The organism is Enterococcus sp. DIV0213h (assembly GCF_051711285.1).
GTDB lineage: Bacteria > Bacillota > Bacilli > Lactobacillales > Enterococcaceae > Enterococcus_D > Enterococcus_D casseliflavus.
Genome location: NZ_JBIOMH010000001.1, coordinates 3,646,172 through 3,672,402 on the forward strand (window position 1 = coordinate 3,646,172; position 26,231 = coordinate 3,672,402).

The following is a 26,231-nucleotide window of genomic DNA, read 5'->3' on the forward strand; positions in this document are numbered from 1 at the left end:
TATCCCCCCATAGTTATAAATTATAATTCAGCTTTATGTCACCCATTAATCACGAAATGTTTTTTATATCACTGAAATTTATAATTCAATTCAACAAAGTACTACGCTTCTATAACTAATCGATTTCAAAAAATTAGCATAGCGAATATTATATTATTCTTCATATTGCGAAAAAAATAGCTCTAACTCTTTAGATGGCGTAGTCAAGCTTAAATTCGAAATGCAAGCTTCATTGATTATTTCACTTTCATCAAATCCATCATTCAACCAATCAGAATTCCACAATGTGAATCCTTTAGGATCAGAAACTTTCTTACATAATTTTGCACTGTAAGGTTTCTCTCGTGAATGAATTAAAGAAAGCCTTTGTAACCAAATTTCAACTATATCAGTATTAGGAGTATTAACGAATTTTCTTAAGATTTTATCCAAGTATAAGTTGATTTCTTCTACAGCAATAAACTCAAAAAGCTTACCTAAAATCACAATACAAGCTTCCAAAGTTCTAGGATTCTTTTGCATTATATTAACAAGAATGCTAATCAATTGGTAGATATCATCTGGTCTTTTATTTAAAGTAGAAACTCTATGTGTGTAAACCTCACTTAGCGCTTTACTTAAGCTCCCACAATTTGGATATTTATCTCCTAAAAGCTTTACTTGTAACAAATGCTTTTGAAGACTAAGCTTAAACTTCCACTTATTATTATTTTTTTCTGTAAAACTTGCATGCTTAAGATCCCAGTAAATCTTATCTGACTTAATTGCATCTAAGATTATATTATCCGATAAAAATGTTTTATTTGAATTTAGCTTCAAATTTAAATCCGATAATACTTCAGATAATAATCTGATAATCACTTCGGCCTGGTCTTTTCGAACCGAGAAAATTCTGTAATCATCTCTGTAACGAAGTATTTTAAATTCTTCAATCCCCGCCTCTTCTATCTTGTTTAACAACATTTTATCAGCATATCCGAGTACTATTTCAGCTATAAAATCCATTAATACATTTCCTTGGGGTATACCATTCGTTTGACCGTTTTGCAAATATTGTATTTTAGAATCTATTAAATTTCCAATACCTTGGGAATTTTTTCTATGTGTTTTAGCCCATTCTTTTGAATGTAACGCCCATGGAATGGTATGTGTGTACATTGAGCTATAGCAATCGGTAATATCTGAATGAATACAGTACTCATATTCCAATGCATAACCAATTTGTGCTTGTTCAAGATTTTCCCACCAATTTAAAATAGTTTCCGCAGTATCACTCTTCGAAGAAATCGATTCTACAGGAAGCGATATACATTCAATTCGCTTATCAGCTTGGAATTCTTCAAACTTATTTTTGATGTGCCTCCAATTGTTTTGCTGTGTAATTACGTTTACCAAGTCTACATATACTATTGGATGTAATATTTGAAGAGGTCTCCAAGCGTAATTTCCATCTTTGTTAGCTAATATTCGATGATTAACGTCAACTGCTTCAGATAGCGACCTCTTATGTTTAACTAGTTCAGAAAATGGCTTGTCTTTTAATAAATCCACCGCTTTTCCTATAACTACTGATAAATTGATATAATTAGGCAAAGGCGTCTTAAAAAAGCTTGCTGGCGTTAATAAAAATTGTTTTGCTTCTTGATTATCCATTTCTAATATGCTTTTTCTAGTACTATTCAAATTCAAAATCTCCTAGATAAATAAAGTTGTAATACAAGAGTATACCCTAACGTTACATATCTCATTCATTATTATACCAGTATTTCTTCGCGACACATAAGGGTGTAACATAATAATTTTAAACGAATGACTACAAGTAGTTATTGAAGCAAATCTCCATAAGGCATCTGTAAAATCTTCTAAAAAGAAGCGTTGAAAGAAAGAATTTTTCTTCAACGCTTCTTTTATTGATTCAATTTGCTATATTACTTGAACGAATAATCTTATTTCTAAACTCTCGAAAAACTTCTTGTGGTTGATAATAATCTGTATCTATTTCAAATATTTCCGAAAACAATTCAAGGAACTTTTCTACTGAAATGATGATGTTACCATCTTCCTCTTGGCTATTTTTTATTATTTCTGCTTCTAATTCAAATAAATCTAGTGACGAACTAAAATCATAAATCATGTCATATTGAACAAAAAAATCAAGAAAAAGTTGCTCAAATTCTTTCTTATTTATCACTAATGTTTCAAGCGGATCAACTTTATTTTCTTCAGCCATTCTTCCAATTTCCTCACTTTCATTTTCAAAAATCACAAAAATGATATTAACTTAAAAGCCACTAACAAAATAAGACTTACAAAGTAAAGGGTAATCCAACAAAATAACCATTCGCTCTACGTACTACGATTTGATATTCCTGTGTATCATTCGGTAATTCACAATAGTAATTTATTGTTTCTGCTTTGCCACTTTCAATATATTCTGGATTATCCAATATCATAGCATACTCTTAAAGTTCTTCACCATTCTTATTTTCAATCGACCATTGTTATGGACGTATCGGATTTTCTGTATCATTTTTTAATGTATAAGCCACTTGTAATACACGATCATGTTGTGCAAATTCATTTCTTTTTTCGGTCAATTCAATATCTTTAAATGTTAGTTCAACCGCATCTGCCTGATAAGTTTCACCTATTTTTAAATCATTTGTTACAATTTTTATTGGCTTTTCTTCTGGAAAATATCTGGCTTTAATTGTTAGATAACTTCCAAAAATAATCAATCCTAGTAGCACTAAAAGAATTCCTTTAACGAGCCACTGAAACGGGAAGTAAACTTTAAACATCTTTCCCCTCCTCCATTTTGTATTTATTTTTTGGAGAAAACGATAATTTTGATCAATATCATCCAAGAAACACAAGATCGATTGGGTCATAAAAATGCTGAAACTACCCTTAACACTTATTCTCATGTTACTGAAAAAGCTCAACGAAATGCGTTAAAAAAATTCATTGCTTACACTGGTTTATAATATTGTTATTACCTTTCTCATTACCAGAACAAAAAAACACCCTCCAAAAGGAGAGTGTTTTGAAATCTTCGATAAAAAGATTAACGTTTTGAAAACTGTGAAGCTTTACGAGCTTTCTTAAGACCTGGTTTCTTACGTTCAACCATACGTGCGTCACGAGTAAGTAAGCCAGCACGTTTAAGAGCTAAACGGAAATCAGGATCAACTTGTAACAATGCGCGTGCGATACCGTGACGGATTGCACCTGATTGTCCAGCGTATCCACCACCATTTACGTTTACAAAAACATCGTATGAACCTTTAGTTTCTGTAACGCCGAATGGTTGGTTGATTACTTCACGCAAGTCTGCGTGTGGGATGTATTCTTCAACATCTTTTTTGTTAACAGTAATTTTACCAGTACCTGGTACTAAACGTACGCGGGCTACTGCATTTTTACGACGGCCAGTGCCGATATATTGAGCTTGTGCCAATGAAATTCCCTCCTATTAGATTAAGTTTGTGATGTCCAATACTTCTGGTTGTTGTGCAGCATGTGGGTGTTCAGCGCCAGCATAAACATGAAGTTTCATTCCTTGTTTACGGCCTAAAGTGTTTTTAGGAAGCATGCCTTTTACAGAAGTTTCGATCAAACGACGAGAATTTTTAGCACGTAATTCTCCAGCAGAGACTGATTTCAATCCTCCTGGGAAGTTTGAGTGACGGTAATAAATTTTATCGCTTGCTTTGTTACCTGTTAATTTGATTTTTTCTGCATTAATGACGATTACGAAATCGCCTGTATCCACATGAGGTGTGAATGTTGGTTTATTTTTACCACGTAAGACAGATGCTACTACTGCTGAAAGACGACCCATAGGAACATCTGTTGCATCTACTACGTACCATTTACGTTCTACTTCGCCTGGTTTGGCCATATATGTTGTACGCACAATTTTTTCCTCCAATTCAATTTCACGAATGTTTGACATACACTTGAGTTTCCGGGGCTCTTGTGGGGCAAACAATACCATATAACATAATACCTTCTATAAAGCCTAATGTCAACGTAATTCCGCCTCTTTTTGAAAATTTTCTCCATTCGTTTTCTGCCATTTTCTCTGAAAAACGAAACTTGTTGTTGCAGGTTTCTAAAACTGAATACCATAATGAATATTATGTATAAAATTTCATAAAAAAGTGAGCATGCAATTCTTTTCCTCAATCACCGATAATAGTATAAAAACCTGATAATCACCATTTTTATGTATAAATATTTAATTTTACCCTTGATTTATTATTTTTATTCTGATAAGATAGCTTCAATCACTTGAAAACACGCGGAAAAGGAGTTAATAAGTATGAAAGAAAAAGTAATATTGGCCTATTCTGGAGGATTAGATACCTCCGTTTCAATTAAATGGTTAACGGACCAAGGATATGATGTGGTGGCTTGCTGCCTAGACATCGGTGAAGGTCGCGACACCCAATCCATTAAAGACAAAGCTTTGGCAGTTGGCGCGATTGAATCTTATGCCATCGATGCCCGCGAAGAATTCGCCCAAGATTTTGCTTTGATCGCTTTACAAGGCAATACTTTTTATGAAAATTCTTATCCTCTTGTTTCCGCTTTGTCTCGTCCATTGATCGCCAAGAAATTGGTGGAGTTGGCATTAGCGACTGGCGCAACGACCGTCGCCCACGGCTGTACTGGTAAGGGCAACGACCAAGTTCGGTTTGAAGTAGCGATCGCCGCTTTAGCGCCTCACTTGAAAGTCATCGCACCGGTTCGGGAATGGAAATGGTCGCGAGAAGAAGAGATTGCCTATGCGGCTGAAAAAGGAGTGCCGATTCCCGCTGACTTGGACAATCCATATTCCATCGACCAAAACTTGTGGGGACGTGCCTGTGAGTGCGGCGTCTTAGAAGATCCTTGGGCAACACCGCCAAAAGGAGCCTACGCCATCACGCAAGAATTAGAAGATACTCCTGACGTACCGACGATCGTTGAGATCACCTTTGATCAAGGGGTACCGACCGCCATTGATGGCGAAACGATGAATCTAGCAGAATTGATCATGAAACTAAACCGGATGGCTGGCGAACATGGCGTTGGTCGGATCGACCATATCGAAAATCGTTTAGTGGGGATCAAATCACGAGAAGTTTATGAATGTCCGGGAGCGATCGCTTTGATGACGGCTCATAAAGAATTGGAAGATTTGGTCTTTGTCCGGGAATTGGCGCATTTCAAACCAATTATCGAGCAGCAATTAGCCCAAGTCATCTATGATGGTCTTTGGTTCAATCCATTGACGGAAGCCTTGATTACCTTCCTGAAAAGTACGCAAGTCTACGTCAACGGGATCGTGCGTTTGAAATTGTTCAAAGGAAACGTCATTTGTGAAGGACGGAAATCTGAAAACAGCTTGTACGATGAAAACTTAGCAACGTATACTTCTGCAGATACCTTTGATCAGCATGCGGCCATCGGCTTCATCAAATTATGGGGACTGCCAAGCAAAGTGCACGCTGAGATCCAAGCACAACAGCAACTAACAGAAACATTGATTTAAGTATGCACGGCTGAAGCTGCCGCTTCAGCCGTAATCTTTTTTTGAGGTGAGAATATGGCAAAATTATGGGGCGGACGTTTCGATGGAAAAAATGAAGCATGGATCGATGCTTTTGGGGCTTCCATCACGTTTGATCAAAAGTTAGCAAAGCAAGACATTCTTGGCAGTTTGGCACATGTCAAAATGCTGGTCCATACGGGCATCATCAGTCAAACCGATGGCGAAGCGATCATTGACGGCTTGACCACGATTCAACAGCAATTAGCCGCTGGCGAATTGACCTTCACGATTGAAAATGAGGACATCCATTTAAACATCGAGACATTCTTGCATGAATTGATTGGACCAGTGGCAGGCAAATTGCATACTGCCCGTAGTCGTAATGACCAAGTGGCGACCGATATGCATTTGTATTTGAAAGAAGTCGTGCAAGACGTGATCACTTTGATCGCTGAATTGCGAGAAGCGCTGGTTTTACAAGCCGAAGCCAACATCTACACCATCATGCCCGGTTATACCCATCTGCAGCATGCACAGCCGATTTCTTTTGCCCATCACCTCTTAGCCTATTACAGTATGCTGACGCGTGACCAAGAGCGTTTCAGTGAGAGTTTGAGCCGCATCGATGTGATGCCTTTAGGCAGTGCCGCTTTGGCAGGAACTACCTTCCCTATCGATCGTGCTTTCACTGCTCAAGAGTTAGGGTTCAGCAATATTTACAGCAACAGCCTAGATGCGGTCAGCGATCGTGATTTTATCTTGGAATTTTTAAGCAACGCCTCTTTATTGATGATGCATCTGTCTCGTTTTTGTGAAGAGCTGATTCTTTGGTGCAGCCACGAATACCAATTTGTGGAACTGACCGATACCTTCTCCACCGGCAGCTCCATCATGCCTCAAAAGAAAAACCCTGACATGGCGGAGCTGATCCGTGGAAAAACAGGACGTGTCTATGGGAACCTCTTTGGTCTTTTGACGGTCATGAAGGGCTTGCCGCTGGCGTACAACAAAGATTTCCAAGAAGACAAAGAAGGCATGTTTGACAGTGCCGAAACCATCACGAAAAGCTTGCAGATCATGACGGGCATGATCGCAACGATGAAGGTCAATCAAGCACGAATGCAAGAATCCACTGAAAAGGATTTTTCCAACGCAACAGAATTAGCGGATTACTTAGCTGGCAAAGGCGTGCCTTTCAGACAAGCCCATGAGATCGTCGGCAAACTTGTCAGCGAGTGTTTGAGCAAAGGCATCTATCTGCAAGATGTTTCCTTGGAAGACTACCAAGCGATCCATCCTGCCATCGACAGCGATATTTTTGAAAAACTTGACTCCTATACCGCCGTCAAAAATCGTCATTCTTATGGCGGCACCGGTTTTGATCAAGTGGCACAACAAATTGAAGCCGCCAAAGCATTATTGGTAGGCAAGTAAAAAAACCAGCGAAGAAAATTCTTCGCTGGTTTTTTTGTGGATTAATGACGTACGCGAGATTTCGCTGGATCGATCAATGGCGCTTCGCCTAAGTGCGCTTGGATCATCCAAATACGTTTTTCGATGGCTGTTTTGAAGCCGATGAAGATATCTTGGGTTGGATCGTCGCCTTCTTCACCAGATACTTCGATCCCTTTTTGGTATAAGTCCGCTAAGTAACGGTAACCTTCCACCAATGTAGCTAAGCGTTCTGGAATCGTGCGGTCCCAGTTACCCACTTCATCAGGGATTTGAGTGTGTTCTGCCATTTCACGCAAAGTTGAATATGGTGAACCGTCTAATGTAATCAAGCGTTCAGAAACTTCATCCAATTGCTCATTTAGATCATCCATGAATTCGTCCATCATTGGATGCAATGTCAAAAAGCCAGGTCCACGCATGTACCAGTGTGTTTGGTGAACGACCATAGCCATTTGGCTTAAATCAGCAACAAGTTGGTTTAATACTTCTTTTGTTTGTTCAAATTTCATAACGATTCCTCCTCTAAATTATCTATTTTAAGGATAATACGAAACAATTAAAAAGTACAACAAAATCATCTATTTGAGAAAATTTCTCACTCTCTTACGTATTTCTTTATGAGGGGGGACGAAAAATGACGATTTTCGTGTTTTTTTTAGGCGCTTTACTCGGCTTCTTTTGGCTTTTGCTCTTACAAACCCTGTTTTGGAATCTGCCAAAAAGTGATTCTCGTTCTCACTACCAGAAAGTGAACAAAGTTTCGGATAACCATTGGTTTCTTCTCCTTCCTACAAGATGGCTTTCACCCCCGATTTACTGGGCCATCGCCTGCTTGTGCTATGGCGGACTTTGCGGGCTTGCCTTTCATGATTCAGAAAGCTTCCTGGCTTTTGTCTGGCTGACCAGTGCCTTTTTACTCAGCTTGACCGACTTGATAGACTATAGCGTCTACCCGCAACTGCTGTACCCCGCCCACCTACTGCTAGCGCTGGCACAGCTTAGAAGCGGCGCTTCTTTTCAATGGCTGTCTTTAGGCTTGCTGGTTCCACTGGTCTTTTTTGTCTGGCAGGAAAAAATGGGCGGCGGCGATCTCTTAGTGCTGGCAGGCTGGGGCACTTGGCTAGCGCCAAAGACCCTTTTGGCCCTCTTACTAGTAGCCAGCAGTCTTGGTCTCCTCGCTTTTTTTAGCTATCAAGGCATCTGGAAGAAACGATTGGCACAGTTGCCCTTCGTCCCCTTCTTGAGTCTGGGTTTGCTGATTGTTCGCTTCCTAGCGTTTCATACTTTTGACGCTTTTTTTCTTTGAAGTGAAGAAAAACGGGACAGGAAAAAGCGGGACAAGTTGGCCTCATCCCGCTTTCTCTTTCTGCTTTGTTGCTTCCCCTGCCTATGATAACGGCGTCCGTTTTTTGCGATCAAGGTAGATGCCTACTGCGATCACTACCAACAACAGTCCAAGGACGACCCAACCAGCGGTCATGGTGTCATTGGTTTTCGGTAAGTTGTCAGTTCCCGGCTTCGGTGTTTTGCCTTCTTTGACATGGTTGTTGAATACCATCTCTGCCGTTTGCTCCGCTTCAGCTACTAATTTTCCTGCTTGTTCTTTGACGGTGACCGTTACTTGATAGGTGGTTTCATCATAGATGATCGTGGCGTCGTTGCCAGCTTTTTCACGAATCGTGTAACGATGTTCCCCAGCATCGTCATACGTCAATGCATCAAAGGTAATCGTTCCATTTGCGTCATTGCGTTGGGTTTGCAGAACCTTTCCAGCTTCATCCACTAATTCAAATGCGAATTCGTTGGCTTGCAAGTCTCTACCCGTCAAGACTTTCTTCGCACTTAGTACGACACTGCCTGCTTGTGGTTGGTAGCTGTTTTCGAAGACTTGATCGCCTTCGTATTCGGCAACTGCGGTCAACTGTCCGTCTTCATCCGTCACGGTCACAACTACTGCAAGCTCTTTTGTATCGTAAGTGATGGTACCGTCAGTTCCTGTTTTCTCACGAATGGTGTAGCGGTATTCGCCTGCTTCATCATATGCGAGAGCGTCAAAGTAAATCTTGCCCGTGGCGTCGTTGGCTTTTGTTTGAAGTACAGTTCCATCTTCATCGACTAGTTCAAAAGCGAATTCATTTGCTTGTAAGGTACGGCCGGTTAAGACTTTCTCGGCACTTAGTACGATACTACCGGCTTTTGGTTGATAGCTGTTTTCAAAGACTTGGTTGCCTTCGTATTCCGCAACTGCGGTCAACTGTCCGGCTTCATCAGTGACGGTTACAACTACCGCAAGCTCTTTCGCATCGTAGGTGATGGTGCCATCGTTTCCTGCTTTCTCACGAATGGTGTAGCGGTATTCGCCTGCTTCATCATATGCGAGAGCGTCAAAGTAAATCTTGCCCGTGGCGTCGTTGGCTTTTGTTTGAAGTACAGTTCCATCTTCATCGACTAGTTCAAAAGCGAATTCATTTGCTTGTAAGGTACGGCCGGTTAAGACTTTCTCGGCACTAAGTACGACACTGCCGGCTTTTGGCGTATAGTCGTTTTCAAAGATCGCATTGCCTTCGTATTCGGCCACTGCCACGAGCTGTCCGTCTTCATCGGTGACGGTTACAACTACCGCTAGTTCTTTTGCATCGTAAGTGATGGTGCCATCAGTTCCTGCTTGCTCACGGATGGTGTAACGGTATTCGCCTGCTTTGTCATATGCAAGAGCATCGAAGGCAATTTGCCCGGTTGCATCATTGGCTTTTGTTTGAAGAATGTTACCATCTTCATCTACCAGTTCAAATATAAATTCGTCAGCTTGTAACGTGCGGCCTGTCAAGACTTTCTCGGCACTCAGTACGACACTACCAGCTTTTGGTGTATAGTCGTTTTCAAAGATCGCATTGCTATCATACGTTGCTTTTGCCACTAGTTGCCCGTCTTCATCGGTTACTTTCACGACAACACCAATTTCTTTCGTGTCATAGGTAATGGTACTATCTGCGCCAGCTTTTTCCCGAATCGTATAACGGTATTCGCCGACTTCGCCATATGTCAATTCATCGAAATAGATTTGACCATTTACGTCATTGCTTTTCGTCTGTACTACATCGCCTGCTTCATCGACTAGTTCAAAGGCAAACTCGTTGGCTTCTAACGCGCGACCCGTCAACACTTTCTCAGCATTCAGCACCACACCGCCAGCTTTTGGCGTATAGTCGTTTTCAAAGACTTGGTTACCTTCGTATTCCGCCACTGCAGTCAACTGTCCGTCTTCATCCGTTACAGTAACAACTACCGCCAGTTCTTTCCTATCGTACGTAATCGTGCCATCAATTCCTGCTTTCTCACGAATAGTGTAGTGATACTCACCTGTTTCCTCGTAAGGGAGCGCGTCAAAGTAAATCTTGCCCGTGGCATCATTGGCTTTTGTCTGAAGCACAGTTCCTGCTTCATCAACTAGTTCAAAGTCAAATTCTTCTGCCTGCAAGCTTCGACCCGTCAAAATTTTCTCAGCATTCAAAACGACACTGCCAGCTTTTGGTGTATAGTCATTTTCAAAGACTTGATTACCTTCATAGACTGCTGTCGCAATCAACTGACTGTCTTCTTCTGTCACCGTCACAGTTACCTTTAGTTCTTTGTCAGTATAGGTGATGGTTGGATCATCGCCGGCTTTTTCCCGAATCGTGTAATGGTAATCGCCAGGCTCATTGTAAGTGATGTCGTCAAAGGTGACTTGTCCGTTACCGTCATTGGTTTGGGTTAGAATCACAGAGCCAGCTTCATCCACCAGGTAGAAAGTAAATTCGCCGTCTTTCAGCTCGCGTCCATGAAGCAGCTTCTGAACATTCAAAGCATGGGTCGTTTCTTTGATTTCTCGCTTGTTGGCTAGCTCAAAGACATAATTGACTTCTTTATCAGAGATAGTGAAGGTGTACTGAGTCGCATCTCGTTCGTATCCTTCTGGTGCGGTGATTTCTTGGATCATATAATCGCCGTAACGCAGATTGTCGATCCGATCAATGGCGTTGCCGTTTTCCATGATCTGATTGTTTTTGACCACCAGATTCGACAAGATGACTTCATAGGTATTTTGCGCATTTTTGCGGCTTAATTGGAAAACTGCTTCTTCATCGATCCCTCGTTCTTTGGTGCCATCGGCATCGTATTTCACGATCGTCAAGGAGCCATTCGTCCCAGAAGAGGTTCCGCTGCCGTCTGTCGATTTGATGGTGATTTCTTTGGTCACTGTGTGAATCTCGATCTCACTACCCGTCAAATTGACACTATTGGCCACCCGTTCATTGTTCAAAATCCCAGGATCAAGCTGTGTTTGATAAACGATAAAATACGGTTTATCAATCATTTCTTCAAAAGCGATCACTAACGATTGCGTCCCTGCTACCACATCTGAGGTGATTTTCGGATTGTCCTCGTTGGTGAAGGTGACTTTTTCTCCTTTTTCCCACGTGCCATTGTTTAAGACCGCTTCATACACCTCTACGATCACGGCATCGTTGGCATCGCGTAAAAAGGTGTGCTGATTGTAGTTGATGGTATCGGTAACTACCGCATTGTGGATTTTGCGACTGTCAGCGTTGATCATGATTTCCCAATCGATCAACCGATTGTTGTCGGCATTCTGGCTGCCGTTTTTCATCAACCAGTCCGTTTTTGCGGACTTGTCGACTTGGCCATCGGCAGTCAAGGTTGTGTCATTGTCCGTCAATGTGATGGTATTTTTGTAGGTAAATACCTCTTCAGCTGCTTCGGTTGCCAAGAAGACCGCCAGTGTTTCAGACGTTTCTTTCAGCAAGGTGATCGTAACTTTCTTCGTATCAGGATCATAGGTGTAACTGTAATCCTCGTTTAGCACCAATTGCTCTTTCAGTGCTCTGACTTGTGTCGTATATCCAGTTACCGTGACCGTGTAAAGCGCCAAGTCTTTCAAGGTTTGGCCTTCTTGCAGCTGGTCCGTGATGGTTGCATCTTTATTGATTTTTTCTTTGTACGTATTGAATAGCCCCATCCAATAGACTTGATCGCTTGAAGCTGTCTGCTCATCAAAAATAGTTCCTAGATTCCGACCAAATACAGCGGTAATCGCTTTGGCGACATCTTCGCCTTCACCAATGAATAGGCCGTATTTCAAGGCATTTTTTACCCAGTTGGTATCCATCCAAGTATTGGATTCAGAAGCTTCCGTGAACGTATTGCCAGCTTCGTCTTTATAATGGACAAACGCTGCATTACTAAACCGGCTGCTAGAACTTCCTAATGCGATCTGTTGTGAAACATCGAAGCTGGTTTTGAAATTAACAGTGATCGTTGCCGAGGTCGTTTGGTACGCTCCTTGCAGCTTGATGCGAAATCCACTCTCAAGTTCCTTCGTTGAGCCATCGGCTAGCGTTTTCGTTTCTGTGATCAGCTCTAGCGTATAGTCGGTATTGAGCTCTAAAGGCTCGGTCACCCCGCTGGCTGTCACTACTAGCGTATCCGCCAATAAAGCTAAAGCACTGCTGTTTGCGCCAGATATCAATTGATAGCGGTCTTCTATAATCAGATCGCTAACTTTTTGCTGATTGGTATTAGCTTCAATTTTCCATGCGACAGTCTTCGTTTCATAGTCTTTGGTGCCAGCGGTTTTCACGACACCGATCGTTTTGGTTGGTGTCACTGTCCCACTGCCCGTCAACGAGGTATTTTGATTGTCGCGGACCGAAGCGTAGTTGTAAATACGGGTATCGGCTAAAACCGATTCATACAGCTGAGTATCGTATTGAATCTTGTAGTAACCAGCTTTGGCAAACGTGATACCAAAGCGTACGATTTCCCCCTCTTTGTCCAGCTGGTACGTCCCATCAAAGGACCAATCTTCTGCTGGAATCGAGTTACCATCTTTGTCTGTGATCACCAAAGTCTCTGGCACAAAAAAGTGCAGGGCTTTTTCAGGATCCGTTCCTGAATAGGTCTGATCCAAAACTTTGGCTTGGTCTTTGTCCAATGTGACGGAAATTTCCCATGACGCACGTTTCGTTTCTTGATTATACCCTTTAAACCGTTTGTATTCTGATTGTTCATCATAGGTCACCGTTGCTTCTGCGGTTTTTTCTGTAAAATCGCTACCGTTGATTGTTGCCGTGTTTTTGAAAGAAGAAGCCGTTGGATCGGTGACTGCACTATTGATGACGATGCGGACCGGTTGATTGACGGTTTGATTGAAGGTAAACGTGTTGTTGACGCTGTTAAAGGTATATAAGCCATCGGTACGAACCCACTCCTTGGTAGCTTCATCGTACAAGTAGCCCGTCGAGGTACTATAAGATAAGCCTTGGGGCATCTTATCGGTGATCACCACATCGTGCAATTCACGACTGGTTTGGTTAAAAATAATTTCCCAGACCACTGAACCGCTGGAAGTCACATTACCAGTCTTAATGATATCGACTTCATAAATCGGCAATGTAATGATGATCTCATGACCATCTTCATCGTAGATCCCAGTATGAATCGTCACTTCTTCAGTAACAGTACTCACACTTAATTCCGTGATCAGATCAATGGTCCCCGAACGATTGGATAATGTCTGTGCGGCCTCATTAAACGTGACAGTCAATGTACCATCATGATCCAAGGTAAAGGTTCCGATCGATTGTCCGCCAGAACGAGTCAATTCGCCGCTAACGGTATTATGAATGGCAAAATAGTCTGGCAATTGATACGTATAATAATCGCCTGCGCGAATTTCTTCCGTGTCTGCTAACGACCAGTCAAAATGGATTTTGATGTTGCCGTTATACATCGGTGGATTTTCGGCAGTGAAGGGTTGATCGTTTAAGTCAGTGATCCGAACATTATCAAATAGCTGCACGCCCCGTTCATTTAGGTTGGCACTAAGATTCTCCGCGGTAGCCGAAGCTTCCGCTTCCGTCTCAGCATCTGGTGCTCGCGGTTGAATACTGTTTTGATTCAATGTCGAAGATGCTTGGGTTTCTTGACTCTCGCTAGGGACGGTAGTTGGTGCTTCTGTAGATTGAGTAGTCGTAGGTTGTGTTTCCTCTGTCCCAGATGAGTCCGTCGGTGCTTTTTCCGAATCGATCGTTTCGCTCTCTGCTTCGCTACTTGCTAGCGTTTCTGTCGTGCGTTGCGTGCTATCGGTTGCGTTAAGTGCTTCTGCTAATATGATCGTTGGTTCACAAACAATTGAACCAAGCAACACCAGCAAACATATATAGATAGAAAATGGCTTTTTCATGATTATTCATTCCTTTTGTATAAAGTTTTTTTATTCAATTGATTTCGGAAGTGCTCCACGAATAAAATTGTTCAACAGTGAGCAAGATATCCCAACAAACAACTGCTTTTTTCCCCCTCCCCATGATTCTACGATTTAGGTCTTTGCTACTTGCATCAAACGTGTTACTACTATCCCACACTTCTATTTTCCCAAATTATCACGTGGTGATGTATTCAAAAAAAATTCAACAGGTAATTTTTTTGAATACATGTAAAAACGTGATACTATTTAGTCAAAAGGAGGCTTGGAGGAAAATATGTTACGGAAATTGTTATCATCCACTTCACAAAAGAAACTACAGCTGATTGAGTATTTATTGGACGATCAAGGGACCAGTCTTCACGATTTAGCACTGAAATTTTCTATCTCCATGTCCTCAGCAAAAACCTATATCGCAGAAATTGACAATGAATTTTCGTTTCTGGACTTACAATTTGATGATTTTTCAGCGGTTCGCTTGCACTTACATCCCTTTGCTACTCGTTTGGATATTTACAGCCACTTTTTGAACCGTTCTTCTGCGTTTCAATTACTGGAATTATTGTTTTCTTCCAGTTTTACCAGTTATGATATGCTGGCGCTGGAATTAAATTTAAGCAAATCATCGATTATTCGTTTAATTAAGAGGATCAACTTGATTCTGGCTCCTTTTGATTTCTTTATCGCAACTAAACCTATCCAGTTAAAAGGCAATGAAAAGAATATTCGCCAATTTTTTCTGATTTTCTTCTTGGAGAAATACCAATATGAATTTATCGACGCCAACATCAATCAAGAACAGGAATTTTTGAAAATCGCCCATATTATGGCAGCAGCGACGCCCTTAAATCTCTATTTTTCCGATATCAAAAAGATCGCTTTTGTCATCTATATCAATACGAAGCGTGACCGTTTTGCTGCCTCTGAAACCAATGCGGATCATATCGAGTATTTTTTAGAAAAAATCGACTTGAGTGAATTTACTGGCTACACCCGTGCCTATGTAGAAAAAATGGTTGGCTATGTCACGACGCACATTGGGCAAGACCCCACTGTCTTTCGCAAAACCAAACAAGAATTTTATCATTTGACGAAGCAATTGTTTCGAAAATACAACTACCGTGAAAGCAATTTTGAAGAAAAGCTGGATGCTGTCGTCTTTTCCTATTTTCTTGGGATCAATCTGCAGGTTCCTTACTGCATTTTGGATGATCGTTTCGCCCGCTTTGTTGCTAATTGTGATTTTGTTCAGCAAGCAGTCAACCAAGACATCGTTCAGCTTTTGACCCATTCGAGTTTACCGATCATTCGACCAAGTACGATCAATTACCTGATTTATATTTTTCATACTTCTTTTCCCAATTTTGCCAAAGAAATCATCGACGCCAATGCTGACTTTCACTTAGCCTTGTTCTATGATACGAATAGTTACCATACGGAATTTATCCAGACGAAAATTCAACAGTTTATTCCCTATCAGCTAACGATCACGATCTTAAATCCCCTCGATTCTTTTTCTCTAACTATGCTGGACGAGACCTATGATCTGATCATCGGCAATCTGACACCTTCAAGCAGAAAAAATGTGTTTCATTATGCGGATATCAATCTGACTTCAAATGACTTGGCTTTTATTGCGCAGCAGATTCAGGAAAAAGGGATCGCCAATTTACAAAAACGGCAGGAAGACCGATGAAAAACAAAAAAGCCCCTCAAAAGGAGCTATTGAAGTGCTATCCCTTCAGAAGTTAGAGCAACTTCTGAGGATACAAGCTTCGTTTCACTTTTGGCGGGGCTTTTTAGTATGCCAAGAGCGTTCAACATTTGATCCTATATAACTACAAAAAAAGCTTGCCATTCCGAAGAATGACAAGCTTTTCCGTCACACTGAGTCAATCAGGTGCTGGGCATTGATTAGTTTTGGCTGTTCAATGCGTCTTCAGCAGCCATTTGTGCTTCGATGTCTGAGATGCTGTAGACATTTTCGCTGGCAACTGTTACTTCTTTTGGTTCCATTTCACGGTAACGAGGCATACCAGTACCAGCTGGGATGATCTTACCGATGATAACATTTTCTTTCAATCCAAGAAGTGGATCTTTCTTGCCGCGGATCGCTGCATCGGTCAACACACGAGTGGTTTCTTGGAAGGACGCAGCAGACAAGAAGCTGTTGGTTTCCAAGGATGCTTTCGTGATCCCTAATAGGACTGGACGGCTAGTTGCAGGAACGCCGCCGGCTACCAATGTGTCGTAGTTGCGGTCTTTAAAGTCGGCGATATCCAACAATGTTCCTGGCAAGATGCCTGAATCACCTGGATCCATGACGCGGACTTTACGCAGCATTTGACGAACCATTACTTCGATATGTTTGTCGCCGATTTCTACCCCTTGCATCCGGTAAACGCGTTGAACTTCTCGTAATAGGTAGTTTTCAACAGACAAGACATCGCGAACTTGTAACAGTTGTTTTGGATCGATCGATCCTTCCGTCAATGGCGCACCACGATGGATAAAGTCGCCTTCTGCTACTTTCATCCGGGCAGTATAAGGAACGGTATACGTACGCGTATCGGTTTCCCCTTTGATGGTCACTTCTTTGGTCCGAGTTGAAGGGTCTTCTGAGATATCGATGACTTCTCCGGTAACTTCGGTAATGACCGCTTGTCCTTTCGGATTACGAGCTTCAAAGATTTCTTGGACACGAGGGAGACCTTGCGTGATATCGTCTCCGGCAACCCCGCCGGTATGGAAGGTACGCATGGTCAACTGAGTACCAGGTTCACCGATTGATTGGGCAGCGATGGTACCGACTGCTTCCCCAACTTCAACTTCAGAACCAGTGGCTAAGTTGCGGCCATAACAATGTTTACATACACCATGTTTGGTGTTACATGTAAAGACAGAGCGAATGGATACTGTTTCGATGCCAGCGTCCACGATGGCTTTAGCTAAATCTTCAGTGATCAATTCATTGACCCCTAGAAGGACTTCGCCAGTTTCAGGATGGATCACTGATTTACGTGTGTAACGTCCAATCAAACGTTCTTCTAAGGATTCGATGATTTCGTTTCCTTCGCGAATTGCTTGAATGTCTAAACCACGGTCAGTGCCACAATCGTCTTCACGGATGATGACATCTTGGGCAACGTCAACTAGACGACGTGTCAAGTAACCGGAATCGGCTGTTTTCAAGGCGGTATCGGTCATCCCTTTACGGGCACCATGGGTCGAGATAAACATTTCCAAGACAGATAGACCTTCACGGAAGTTTGAGATGATCGGCAATTCCATGATTCGTCCGTTAGGCGCGGCCATCAATCCACGCATCCCAGCAAGCTGAGTAAAGTTGGAGATGTTACCACGGGCACCGGAATCAGACATCATGAAGATTGGGTTTTTCGCTTCCAATGATTCCATCAGTTTTAACTGAATTTCATCTTTGGCTGCATTCCAAACACCAATAACTCGTTCATAACGCTCGTCATCGGTAATCAAACCACGACGGAATTGTTTCGTGATCGTTTCTACTTGTTTGTGGGCATTGTCGATGATGTCATGTTTTTCGTGCAAGTTCATGATATCAGCGATACCAACGGTGATACCTGCCATTGTTGAATGGCTGTATCCTAAGTCTTTCATGCGGTCAAGCATGCGTGACGTTTCAGTGATGCGGAAACGTTTGAAGACTTCTGAAATGATGTTTCCTAAGTTTTTCTTCTTGAATGGGCCAACAAGCTCTTGTTCTTTGATGAAGGCAGGCACATCTGTACCAGCTTCAATAAAGTACTTGTCTGGTGTTTGAACCGTCAAGTTGTAGTCAGTCGGTTCGTTCAAGAATGGGAATTCTGGCGGCATGATCGAGTTGAAGATCACTTTACCTACCGTTGTTACCATCAAACGTTGTTTTTGTTCAGACGTGAATGGTTTGTCCCCTAAAGTGTTTGGATTGATGGCGATCCGTGTGTGTAAATGCACGTAGCCATTGCGCCATGCCGTAACTGCTTCGTCCATGTCACGGAAGATCATGCCTTCCCCTTCACGGCCTTCTTCTTCCATCGTCAAGTAGTAGTTCCCTAGGACCATATCCTGAGATGGTGTTACAACTGGTTTTCCGTCTTTTGGATTCAAAATGTTTTGGGCTGCTAACATCAGCATACGTGCTTCTGCTTGCGCTTCTTCGTTCAATGGTACGTGAACGGCCATTTGGTCTCCATCGAAATCGGCATTGTAGGCTTCACAAACAAGTGGGTGCAAACGAATGGCACGGCCTTCAACTAAGACTGGTTCAAATGCTTGGATACCTAATCTGTGAAGCGTAGGTGCCCGGTTCAATAGCACTGGATGTTCTTTGATGACATCTTCTAAAACATCCCAAACTTCGTCTTCTTGACGTTCGATTTTGCGTTTGGCATTTTTGATGTTTGACGCGATTTCACGAGAAACAAGCTCCCGCATCACGAATGGTTTGAACAATTCGATCGCCATTTCTTTTGGCAGACCACATTGGTACATTTTCAGGAATGGACCAACGACGATAACTGAACGACCTGAGTAGTCGACCCGTTTTCCTAGCAAGTTTTGACGGAAACGACCTTGTTTCCCTTTCAACATGTGAGAAAGAGATTTCAATGGGCGGTTCCCTGGCCCTGCGACTGGACGGCCGCGACGACCGTTATCGATCAAGGCATCGACTGCTTCTTGCAGCATCCGTTTTTCATTTTGAACGATGATGTTTGGTGCATTCAAGTCTAACAAGCGTTTCAAACGGTTGTTACGGTTGATTACACGACGATACAAGTCGTTCAAGTCACTTGTGGCAAAACGTCCACCTTCTAATTGCACCATTGGGCGCAAATCAGGCGGGATAACTGGGATAACGTCCATGACCATCCAGCTTGGTTTGTTTCCTGAAGCACGGAATGCTTCTAAGATATCCAAACGGCGGATCGCACGGGTCCGTTTTTGACCAGTTGCGTTTTTCAATTCTTCTTTCAATTCAGCAACTTCGCCTTCAAGATCAACGCCATCTAATAATTGTTTGATGGCTTCGGCACCCATCGCTGCTGAAAATTCTTGACCGTATTGGTCACGTTTTTCACGGTATTCCCGTTCAGTCAATAGTTGTTTTTTCTCAAGGCTGGTGTTTCCTGGTTCAATCACTACGTAAGAAGCAAAGTAGATGATTTCTTCCAATGCACGTGGGCTCATGTCTAAGACAAGACCCATCCGTGAAGGAATGCCTTTGAAGTACCAAATGTGTGATACTGGTGCTGCTAGTTCAATGTGTCCCATGCGTTCACGACGCACTTTTGAACGTGTTACTTCCACGCCGCAACGGTCACAAACGATGCCTTTATAGCGGATCCGTTTGTATTTGCCGCAAGCACATTCCCAGTCTTTGGTTGGACCGAAAATACGCTCGTCAAACAACCCTTCGCGTTCAGGTTTTAACGTACGGTAGTTAATGGTTTCTGGTTTTTTTACTTCACCATAAGACCAGCTTCTGATTTTTTCAGGAGAAGCCAAACCGATTTGCATACTTTCGAATTTATTTACATCGATCAAAAAAGGTTCCCTCCATTTCATTTCATGGACATATCCGATAGAACGGGGGCTATTTCCGCTAGTGGCGGAAATAGCGAGGGCCGTCTATTATTGCAAGCGATCTTCTGCTGTCTCGATTTGTTGGTTCAACGCGTCGGCGGCATTTTTAGCTTCTGTTTGTGCTTTTTGTTCTAATTCACGGGCTGTTTGTTGCTCCGCAAATTTTGTTAAGGCATCAACGGTGATCAAATCATCATCGTCATCATCCATATCACGTAGTTCGATCTCTGCATCATCGATATCTAGGACACGCATGTCTAGACCCAGTGATTGCAATTCTTTTACTAATACGCGGAATGATTCTGGTACACCTGGTTTTGGAATTGGTTCCCCTTTGACGATCGCTTCGTATGTTTTCACACGACCAACCACGTCATCTGATTTGTAGGTCAAGATTTCTTGCAAGGTGTAAGCAGCACCGTATGCTTCCAGTGCCCAAACTTCCATCTCTCCGAAACGTTGTCCACCAAATTGGGCTTTTCCTCCCAATGGTTGTTGAGTAACCAATGAGTAAGGTCCAATGGAACGGGCATGCAATTTATCATCGACCATGTGGGCCAATTTGATCATGTACATGACACCAACGGAGATGCGGCCATCAAATGGTTCGCCGGTACGTCCGTCGTAAAGCACTGTTTTGGCATCGCTGGCCATTCCTGCTTCAGCAACCGTTGCCCAAACATCTTCATCGCTGGCACCATCAAAGACTGGTGTTGCCACGTGAATGCCTAGTTGACGCGCAGCCATTCCTAAGTGTAACTCTAATACTTGTCCAATGTTCATCCGAGAAGGTACCCCTAATGGGTTCAGCATGATGTCGACTGGTGTGCCATCTGGTAAGAAAGGCATGTCTTCTTCTGGCATAATGCGAGAAACGACCCCTTTGTTTCCGTGACGTCCGGCCATTTTATCCCCTTCATGGATTTTCCGTTTTTGAACGATATAAACGCGAACCAGCATGTTCACACCTGGTGACAATTCATCGCCAGCTTCGCGGGTAAAGATTTTGACATCGTGGACGATTCCGCCGCCGCCGTGAGGCACGCGTAGAGAAGTGTCACGCACTTCGCGGGCTTTTTCACCAAAGATTGCGTGCAATAAACGCTCTTCTGCTGAAAGTTCCGTTACCCCTTTTGGCGTGACTTTCCCAACAAGCAGATCGCCATCTTTGACTTCCGCACCAATTCGGATAATCCCCATTTCGTCTAGGTCTTTCAATGCGTCTTCCCCAACGTTCGGGATTTCGCGAGTGATTTCTTCAGGTCCTAATTTTGTGTCGCGGGCTTCTGATTCATATTCTTCAATATGGACAGAAGTGTAAACATCATCTTTCACCAAACGACGGCTCATGATGATGGCATCTTCATAGTTGTACCCTTCCCAAGTCATGAATGCGACTAAGACGTTTTGTCCTAGTGCCATTTCGCCTTGTTCCATAGATGGGCCATCTGCTAAGATGTCGCCTTTTTCCACTTTTTCACCAAGTGCTACTAATGGACGTTGGTTGTAGCTGGTTCCTGAGTTTGAACGACGGAATTTGGTAACAGAATAAACGTCCAATGCGCCATTGTCACGACGAACGCGCACTTCGGCTGCATCCACGTATTCTACGATCCCATCATGTTTACATAACAACGCAGCTCCTGAGTCATGTGCTGATTTGTATTCCATACCAGTACCAACCCAAGGTGCTTTCGGATTGATCAATGGTACAGCTTGCCGCTGCATGTTGGCACCCATCAAGGCACGGTTGGAGTCATCGTTTTCCAAGAAAGGAATACATGCGGTTGCGACTGCGACTACTTGTTTTGGTGATACGTCCATGTAGTCGACTTTATCGATCGAAACTTCCAAGTTTTCAGAAGTAGCACGCGCCATAACAACGTCGTTTACGAAAGAGCCGTCTTCATTTAACAAGCTGTTTGCTTGGGCCACAACGTAGTGGTCTTCGGTATCGGCAGTCAAGTAATCGATCTTGTCAGTAACACGGCCTGTTTCGCGGTCAACTCGACGGTATGGTGTTTCAATGAAGCCATACTTGTTGACTTTGGCATAAGAGGCCAAGCTGTTGATCAACCCGATGTTTGGTCCCTCAGGCGTTTCGATCGGACACATACGGCCATAGTGGGAATAGTGAACGTCTCGAACTTCATAGCCGGCACGGTCACGGGTCAAACCACCAGGTCCTAAGGCAGATAGACGACGTTTATGGGTCAACTCACCCAGTGGGTTTGTTTGGTCCATGAACTGTGACAACTGAGAAGAACCAAAGAATTCTTTGATACTTGCGACTACCGGACGAATATTGATCAATTGTTGCGGTGTCAAGGTTTCGGTGTCTTGGATCGACATCCGTTCACGCACGACACGTTCCATCCGAGCAAGCCCGATCCGGAATTGGTTTTGCAATAATTCACCAACAGAACGAATCCGACGGTTTCCTAAGTGGTCGATGTCATCGACATTGCCAATGCCTTCCATCAAGTTGAAGAAGTAGCTCATTGAAGCAATGATGTCTGCTGGACGAACCGTACGTGTAGCAGTATCTGGATAGCCATTACCGATCACGTTGACTTCTTGTTCTGGATCTTTTGGTGAAAAGACTTTGATGACTTGGACTGTCATTGGTTCGGTAACGACCCCATCTTCTGATGGATAGTACGTTACACTGTTTAGGCCATTATCGATAAATGCGCCTAGTGTTTCCATGACTTGGTGAGTCAAAACCGTGCCTTTTTCAACAATGATCTCGCCTGTTTCAGGGTCAACCAAGGTTTCTGCTAAGGTCAAGTTCAATAGACGTGTTTTCAAGTCTAATTTTTTGTTTACTTTGTAACGACCAACATTTGCTAAGTCGTAACGTTTTGGATCGAAGAAACGTGCGTTCAGCAAGCTACGTGAGCTGTCTGCTGTTTTTGGCTCGCCTGGACGAAGACGTTCGTAAACATCTTTCAATCCTTCTTCGGTACGAGAATCGCTTGCGTTTTTATGCAAGTCTTTTTCGATCGTGTTACGCAATGATTCACTGTCGCCGAAAATTTCAAAGATCGTATCATCAGAACCAAACCCTAGGGCACGGACTAAGACCGTCAAAGGAATTTTACGGGTACGGTCAATCCGTACGTAAGAGATATCTTTGGCATCAGTTTCCATTTCTAACCACGCACCGCGGTTAGGGATAACAGTTGAACCAAAGCCTTCTTTGCCGTTTTTATCGACTTTGCCATGGAAATATACACCTGGAGAGCGGACCAACTGAGAAACGATAACCCGTTCTGCCCCGTTGATGATAAAGGTTCCTTGTTCAGTCATTAATGGGAAATCACCAAAGAATACTTCTTGGGATTTGATTTCCCCAGTTTCACGGTTCGTCAAACGCAAAGTAACATGTAATGGTGCCGAATAGTTTGCATCATGGGCACGGGCTTCTTCTACTGTATACTTTGGTTCTTTCAATTCATAATCCACAAATTCTAGGGACAAGTTACCGTTGAATCCTTCGATTGGCAAAATATCTTCAAACATTTCTCTTAGGCCCTCATCTAGGAACCATTGGTAAGAGTCGGTTTGAATTTCAATCAAATTCGGTAATTCTAATACTTCACTGATCCGTGCGAAACTTCTACGTTCGCGATGCTTTCCGTATTTTACTACGTGTCCAGCCAAGCTCTTCACCTCTTCATAAAGTCTTTCAAAAAGGCTATCCGATTATTTACAAAACTGTAACAAATATTAAATATAGGTTACAGAAAGCATTTTTTGCGGCTTTTAGGCAAAAAAAAACCAAAAATAGAACGGATGCATTGGGCATTTTCTACTTTTGTTTCCTTATTCCTAAGCCGAAACGGACAATATTTCGTTTCTGCTTTTTTCGTTCAGATAGTTTTTGCAACTCCTTATTATACAGATGAAGTACTTTTCTGTCAAGCTTTCATTGGAAGTTACAATGCTTTTCTGACGCACCCATTTCCTAAGATTTTCTAAAGAAAAAAACAAGGCTGGTGAGGACTGTTTTTCGTAAGAAACTACTTTGCTTTTTGCCGATTTCTTGCTATGCTAACGAAAACGTTACACGTGAAACATTAGGAAGGATATCCTTATGACGACAAAAGAAAAAATACTGACCTTATTACAAAAAGAAGATACTGTACTGTCCGGAGAAAAACTAGCCCAAGCCTTGTCGATCTCTCGTACAGCAGTCTGGAAAGCCATTAAAGAACTTGAGAAAGAAGGCTATCATTTCGAACACTTGGCCAACGGCTATCGCTTTGTCTCCGCTGACCGCTACGATCAAGCAGCACTTGCAGCCGCCTTGCCGATGATCCCCACGATTCAAATCAAGGATGCTGTTGAGTCCACCATGAAAGAAGCCAAGATCGCCGCTTTGGACAGTGGACTGGCAACCCCCGCCCTTTTTTTGACCGAAACACAAACAGGCGGCCATGGCCGCTTCGAACGACCGTTTTTCTCACCGAAAAAACAAGGGATCTACATGAGCTTGCTCTTAAAACCAAACCAAGCGTTTCAAGAATTGCCGCAATATACCGTTTTGGCGGCGGTGGCAGTCGCAGAAGCCATCGATGCCCTTCTAATGAAGGAAACGGCCATTAAGTGGGTCAACGATCTGTACTTAGATGGAAAAAAAATCTGCGGTATTTTGTCTGAAGCAACCAGTGACTTTGAAACAGGCCGCATTACCTCGGTTGTGATCGGTATCGGCATCAGTTTTTCGATTCCGCAACAGCAGTTTCCAGCAGAGATTCGGGAAAAAGCGACCTCACTCTTTCCTGGTGAAGAGTATCCAACCTTTTCTCGGGCAACCTTGATCCAAGAAATTTGGCGTCGGTTCTTCCAATTATTGGCAAAGCTGCCTGACATGGATTATATGGCCCGCTATCGACAGAAATCCTTCGTTTTGGGCCGCACCGTTCAGTTTACACAACAAGGTGTGACCTATGAAGGAATCGCCAAAGACATTACTAACACCGGTGAATTAGTGGTGGAAACAGCAACGGAGCGCAAGGTGCTTTCTTCTGGAGAAATCAGTTTGGAACGGTATTGATGCTGCAAAAAGTCGCAAATCCGCTTGCTGATTCGCTGCTTTCGCAAGGAATTAGTCAAAGCAATCGCGAGCACACATGCTCCATAAACAGACCTGCTTATTCCGAGGGGTCATACAAAAGAACAACCTAGGCAGCTCCCCTTTCTATCGGGTTTAGCCACTGTCACCACAACTTTACTGTTGCAATCAGGATCGCAGAGAAAGCGAGCCTCATCTTTTCATAATAAGTAGGATGCTTGTTCTTTTATCATGTCTTTTCTACAGTTTTTATGCGCTCTTTCATTCCCCACATAAAAAAGATCGACCTGCTCTTTCAAGAGCCGGTCGATCTTTTCTTTTACAGCAATTGCCACAGCAGGCACAAAAGCAAGCCCAAGGCATAGCTGCTGTTGAATAAAATCATGTTTTTAATCGAATAGCCGAAGCTACGTGGGTGGGGCAGGCTGGCTTGATGTTCTTTCAAGTTTTGACGGATTTTTGGCAGTGTCAGAAACACGAGCAAAATTGGCCATTGAAAGAGACCAAACAAGAGGCCCAATAAAATAGCGGCATAAGACGCCAACATCATGCCTTGAAACAGACGGATACCTGCTTCGCGACCGATGTAGTACACCAGCGTGTAGCGATGGTTTTCGATATCAGCTTCCAGATCCCGTAAGTTATTGGCTAACATGATGTCAGCAATCGTGAAAATCAACGGCAAGGATGCCAACACGATGGCGCACACGGCCCAGAGGTTCCCCACTAAGCCAAAGGTTCCGTTCGCAAAATCCAGTGCCAGATAAAAAACTTTTTGATCAATGGTATTGATATAGATCGTGATGGCAAAAATCCCTAATCCCATCGTTACACCGCTGAACACCTCGCCTAAAGGCATCCGCGATAACGGAATGGGGCCAAAGGTATAAAAGACCCCGATAAAACAAACCACCAGCCCCATCACTAGCAGCAGCCAGCCGGTAACAAAGGTCAAGTAAAGACCGATCAGTAAGGTTCCTGCCAGCATCGCAAAAATCAGATTGCGAACAGTAGCTTCTGAGATGTTTTCGCGCCCGATCACATTGTGCTGGTATTTGTAGGTCTCTGATTTGGCTTTTTTGAAATCCATATAATTGTTGATGGACGTCGTCGTCAAATCAAACAGCAGCATCCCCAGAAAAAAAATCACAGTATTCAACGGATGAAATTCATGAAAATACACCAACGAGAACAACACACCCATAATGAAGGGGAAGACACTCGCCACCTTGGTGCGGATCTCCACCACTTCTAAAAACACTGAAAGAGACATCTTTCACTCC

15 protein-coding genes are annotated in these 26,231 nt (G+C 42.9%); 5 read left to right on the plus strand and 10 right to left on the minus strand.

What is annotated here, in order from left to right:
- Positions 1–153 precede the first annotated feature (153 nt).
- From IGI77_RS17060 to rplM, 5 genes are all read right to left on the minus strand, one after another.
- Complete coding sequence (locus tag IGI77_RS17060) at positions 154–1,653, minus strand: RNA-directed DNA polymerase (protein WP_438770551.1); 1,500 nt, start codon at positions 1,651–1,653, stop codon at positions 154–156.
- Between the two features lie 262 nt (positions 1,654–1,915).
- Positions 1,916–2,230 (minus strand): hypothetical protein, encoded by a 315-nt coding sequence (locus IGI77_RS17065; protein WP_275853596.1) that lies wholly within the window; start codon positions 2,228–2,230, stop codon positions 1,916–1,918.
- Between the two features lie 271 nt (positions 2,231–2,501).
- The gene (locus IGI77_RS17070) at positions 2,502–2,801 is read right to left on the minus strand and encodes a hypothetical protein (protein ID WP_438770429.1); all 300 of its coding nucleotides are present in this window, start codon (positions 2,799–2,801) and stop codon (positions 2,502–2,504) included.
- A 266-nt stretch (positions 2,802–3,067) separates the two neighbouring features.
- Positions 3,068–3,460, minus strand: coding sequence for a 30S ribosomal protein S9 (gene rpsI / locus IGI77_RS17075; RefSeq protein WP_003128901.1), 393 nt, complete (start codon positions 3,458–3,460; stop codon positions 3,068–3,070).
- Positions 3,461–3,475: 15 nt separating this feature from the next.
- Positions 3,476–3,922, minus strand: a complete 447-nt coding sequence (rplM, locus tag IGI77_RS17080; protein ID WP_301280258.1) for a 50S ribosomal protein L13 — start codon at positions 3,920–3,922, stop codon at positions 3,476–3,478.
- 405 nt (positions 3,923–4,327) lie between these two features.
- On the opposite strand from rplM, the gene IGI77_RS17085 reads away from it, so the two are divergent.
- Positions 4,328–5,542 (plus strand): argininosuccinate synthase, encoded by a 1,215-nt coding sequence (locus IGI77_RS17085; RefSeq protein ID WP_005233014.1) that lies wholly within the window; start codon positions 4,328–4,330, stop codon positions 5,540–5,542.
- Between the two features lie 54 nt (positions 5,543–5,596).
- Complete coding sequence (gene argH, locus IGI77_RS17090) at positions 5,597–6,976, plus strand: argininosuccinate lyase (protein ID WP_438770430.1); 1,380 nt, start codon at positions 5,597–5,599, stop codon at positions 6,974–6,976.
- A 41-nt stretch (positions 6,977–7,017) separates the two neighbouring features.
- On the opposite strand, the gene IGI77_RS17095 is transcribed toward argH, so the two are convergent.
- The gene (locus IGI77_RS17095) at positions 7,018–7,506 is read right to left on the minus strand and encodes a Dps family protein (protein WP_005230382.1); all 489 of its coding nucleotides are present in this window, start codon (positions 7,504–7,506) and stop codon (positions 7,018–7,020) included.
- Between the two features lie 125 nt (positions 7,507–7,631).
- On the opposite strand from IGI77_RS17095, the gene IGI77_RS17100 reads away from it, so the two are divergent.
- Positions 7,632–8,303 carry a prepilin peptidase gene (locus tag IGI77_RS17100; protein ID WP_438770432.1) on the plus strand — a complete coding sequence of 224 codons (672 nt, stop codon included), beginning with the start codon at positions 7,632–7,634 and terminating at the stop codon, positions 8,301–8,303.
- 81 nt (positions 8,304–8,384) lie between these two features.
- On the opposite strand, the gene IGI77_RS17105 is transcribed toward IGI77_RS17100, so the two are convergent.
- Positions 8,385–14,243, minus strand: coding sequence for a Spy0128 family protein (locus IGI77_RS17105; protein WP_438770434.1), 5,859 nt, complete (start codon positions 14,241–14,243; stop codon positions 8,385–8,387).
- Positions 14,244–14,541: 298 nt separating this feature from the next.
- On the opposite strand from IGI77_RS17105, the gene IGI77_RS17110 reads away from it, so the two are divergent.
- Entirely contained in the window at positions 14,542–15,960 is a 1,419-nt protein-coding gene (locus IGI77_RS17110; protein WP_438770436.1) for a helix-turn-helix domain-containing protein, read from the plus strand.
- A gap of 218 nt (positions 15,961–16,178) precedes the next feature.
- Here the strand turns inward: IGI77_RS17110 and rpoC are convergent, their stop codons facing one another.
- Together rpoC and rpoB are read right to left on the minus strand one after the other, a co-directional pair.
- Complete coding sequence (rpoC, locus tag IGI77_RS17115; RefSeq protein WP_015510610.1) at positions 16,179–19,829, minus strand: DNA-directed RNA polymerase subunit beta'; 3,651 nt, start codon at positions 19,827–19,829, stop codon at positions 16,179–16,181.
- 87 nt (positions 19,830–19,916) lie between these two features.
- The gene (rpoB, locus tag IGI77_RS17120; RefSeq protein ID WP_008381746.1) at positions 19,917–23,534 is read right to left on the minus strand and encodes a DNA-directed RNA polymerase subunit beta; all 3,618 of its coding nucleotides are present in this window, start codon (positions 23,532–23,534) and stop codon (positions 19,917–19,919) included.
- Between the two features lie 433 nt (positions 23,535–23,967).
- On the opposite strand from rpoB, the gene IGI77_RS17125 reads away from it, so the two are divergent.
- A complete protein-coding gene (locus IGI77_RS17125) occupies positions 23,968–24,930 on the plus strand; it encodes a biotin--[acetyl-CoA-carboxylase] ligase (protein ID WP_142974312.1) in 963 nt (320 codons plus the stop codon).
- A gap of 337 nt (positions 24,931–25,267) precedes the next feature.
- On the opposite strand, the gene menA is transcribed toward IGI77_RS17125, so the two are convergent.
- Positions 25,268–26,221 (minus strand): 1,4-dihydroxy-2-naphthoate polyprenyltransferase, encoded by a 954-nt coding sequence (menA, locus tag IGI77_RS17130; protein ID WP_015510612.1) that lies wholly within the window; start codon positions 26,219–26,221, stop codon positions 25,268–25,270.
- Positions 26,222–26,231: the final 10 nt, after the last annotated feature.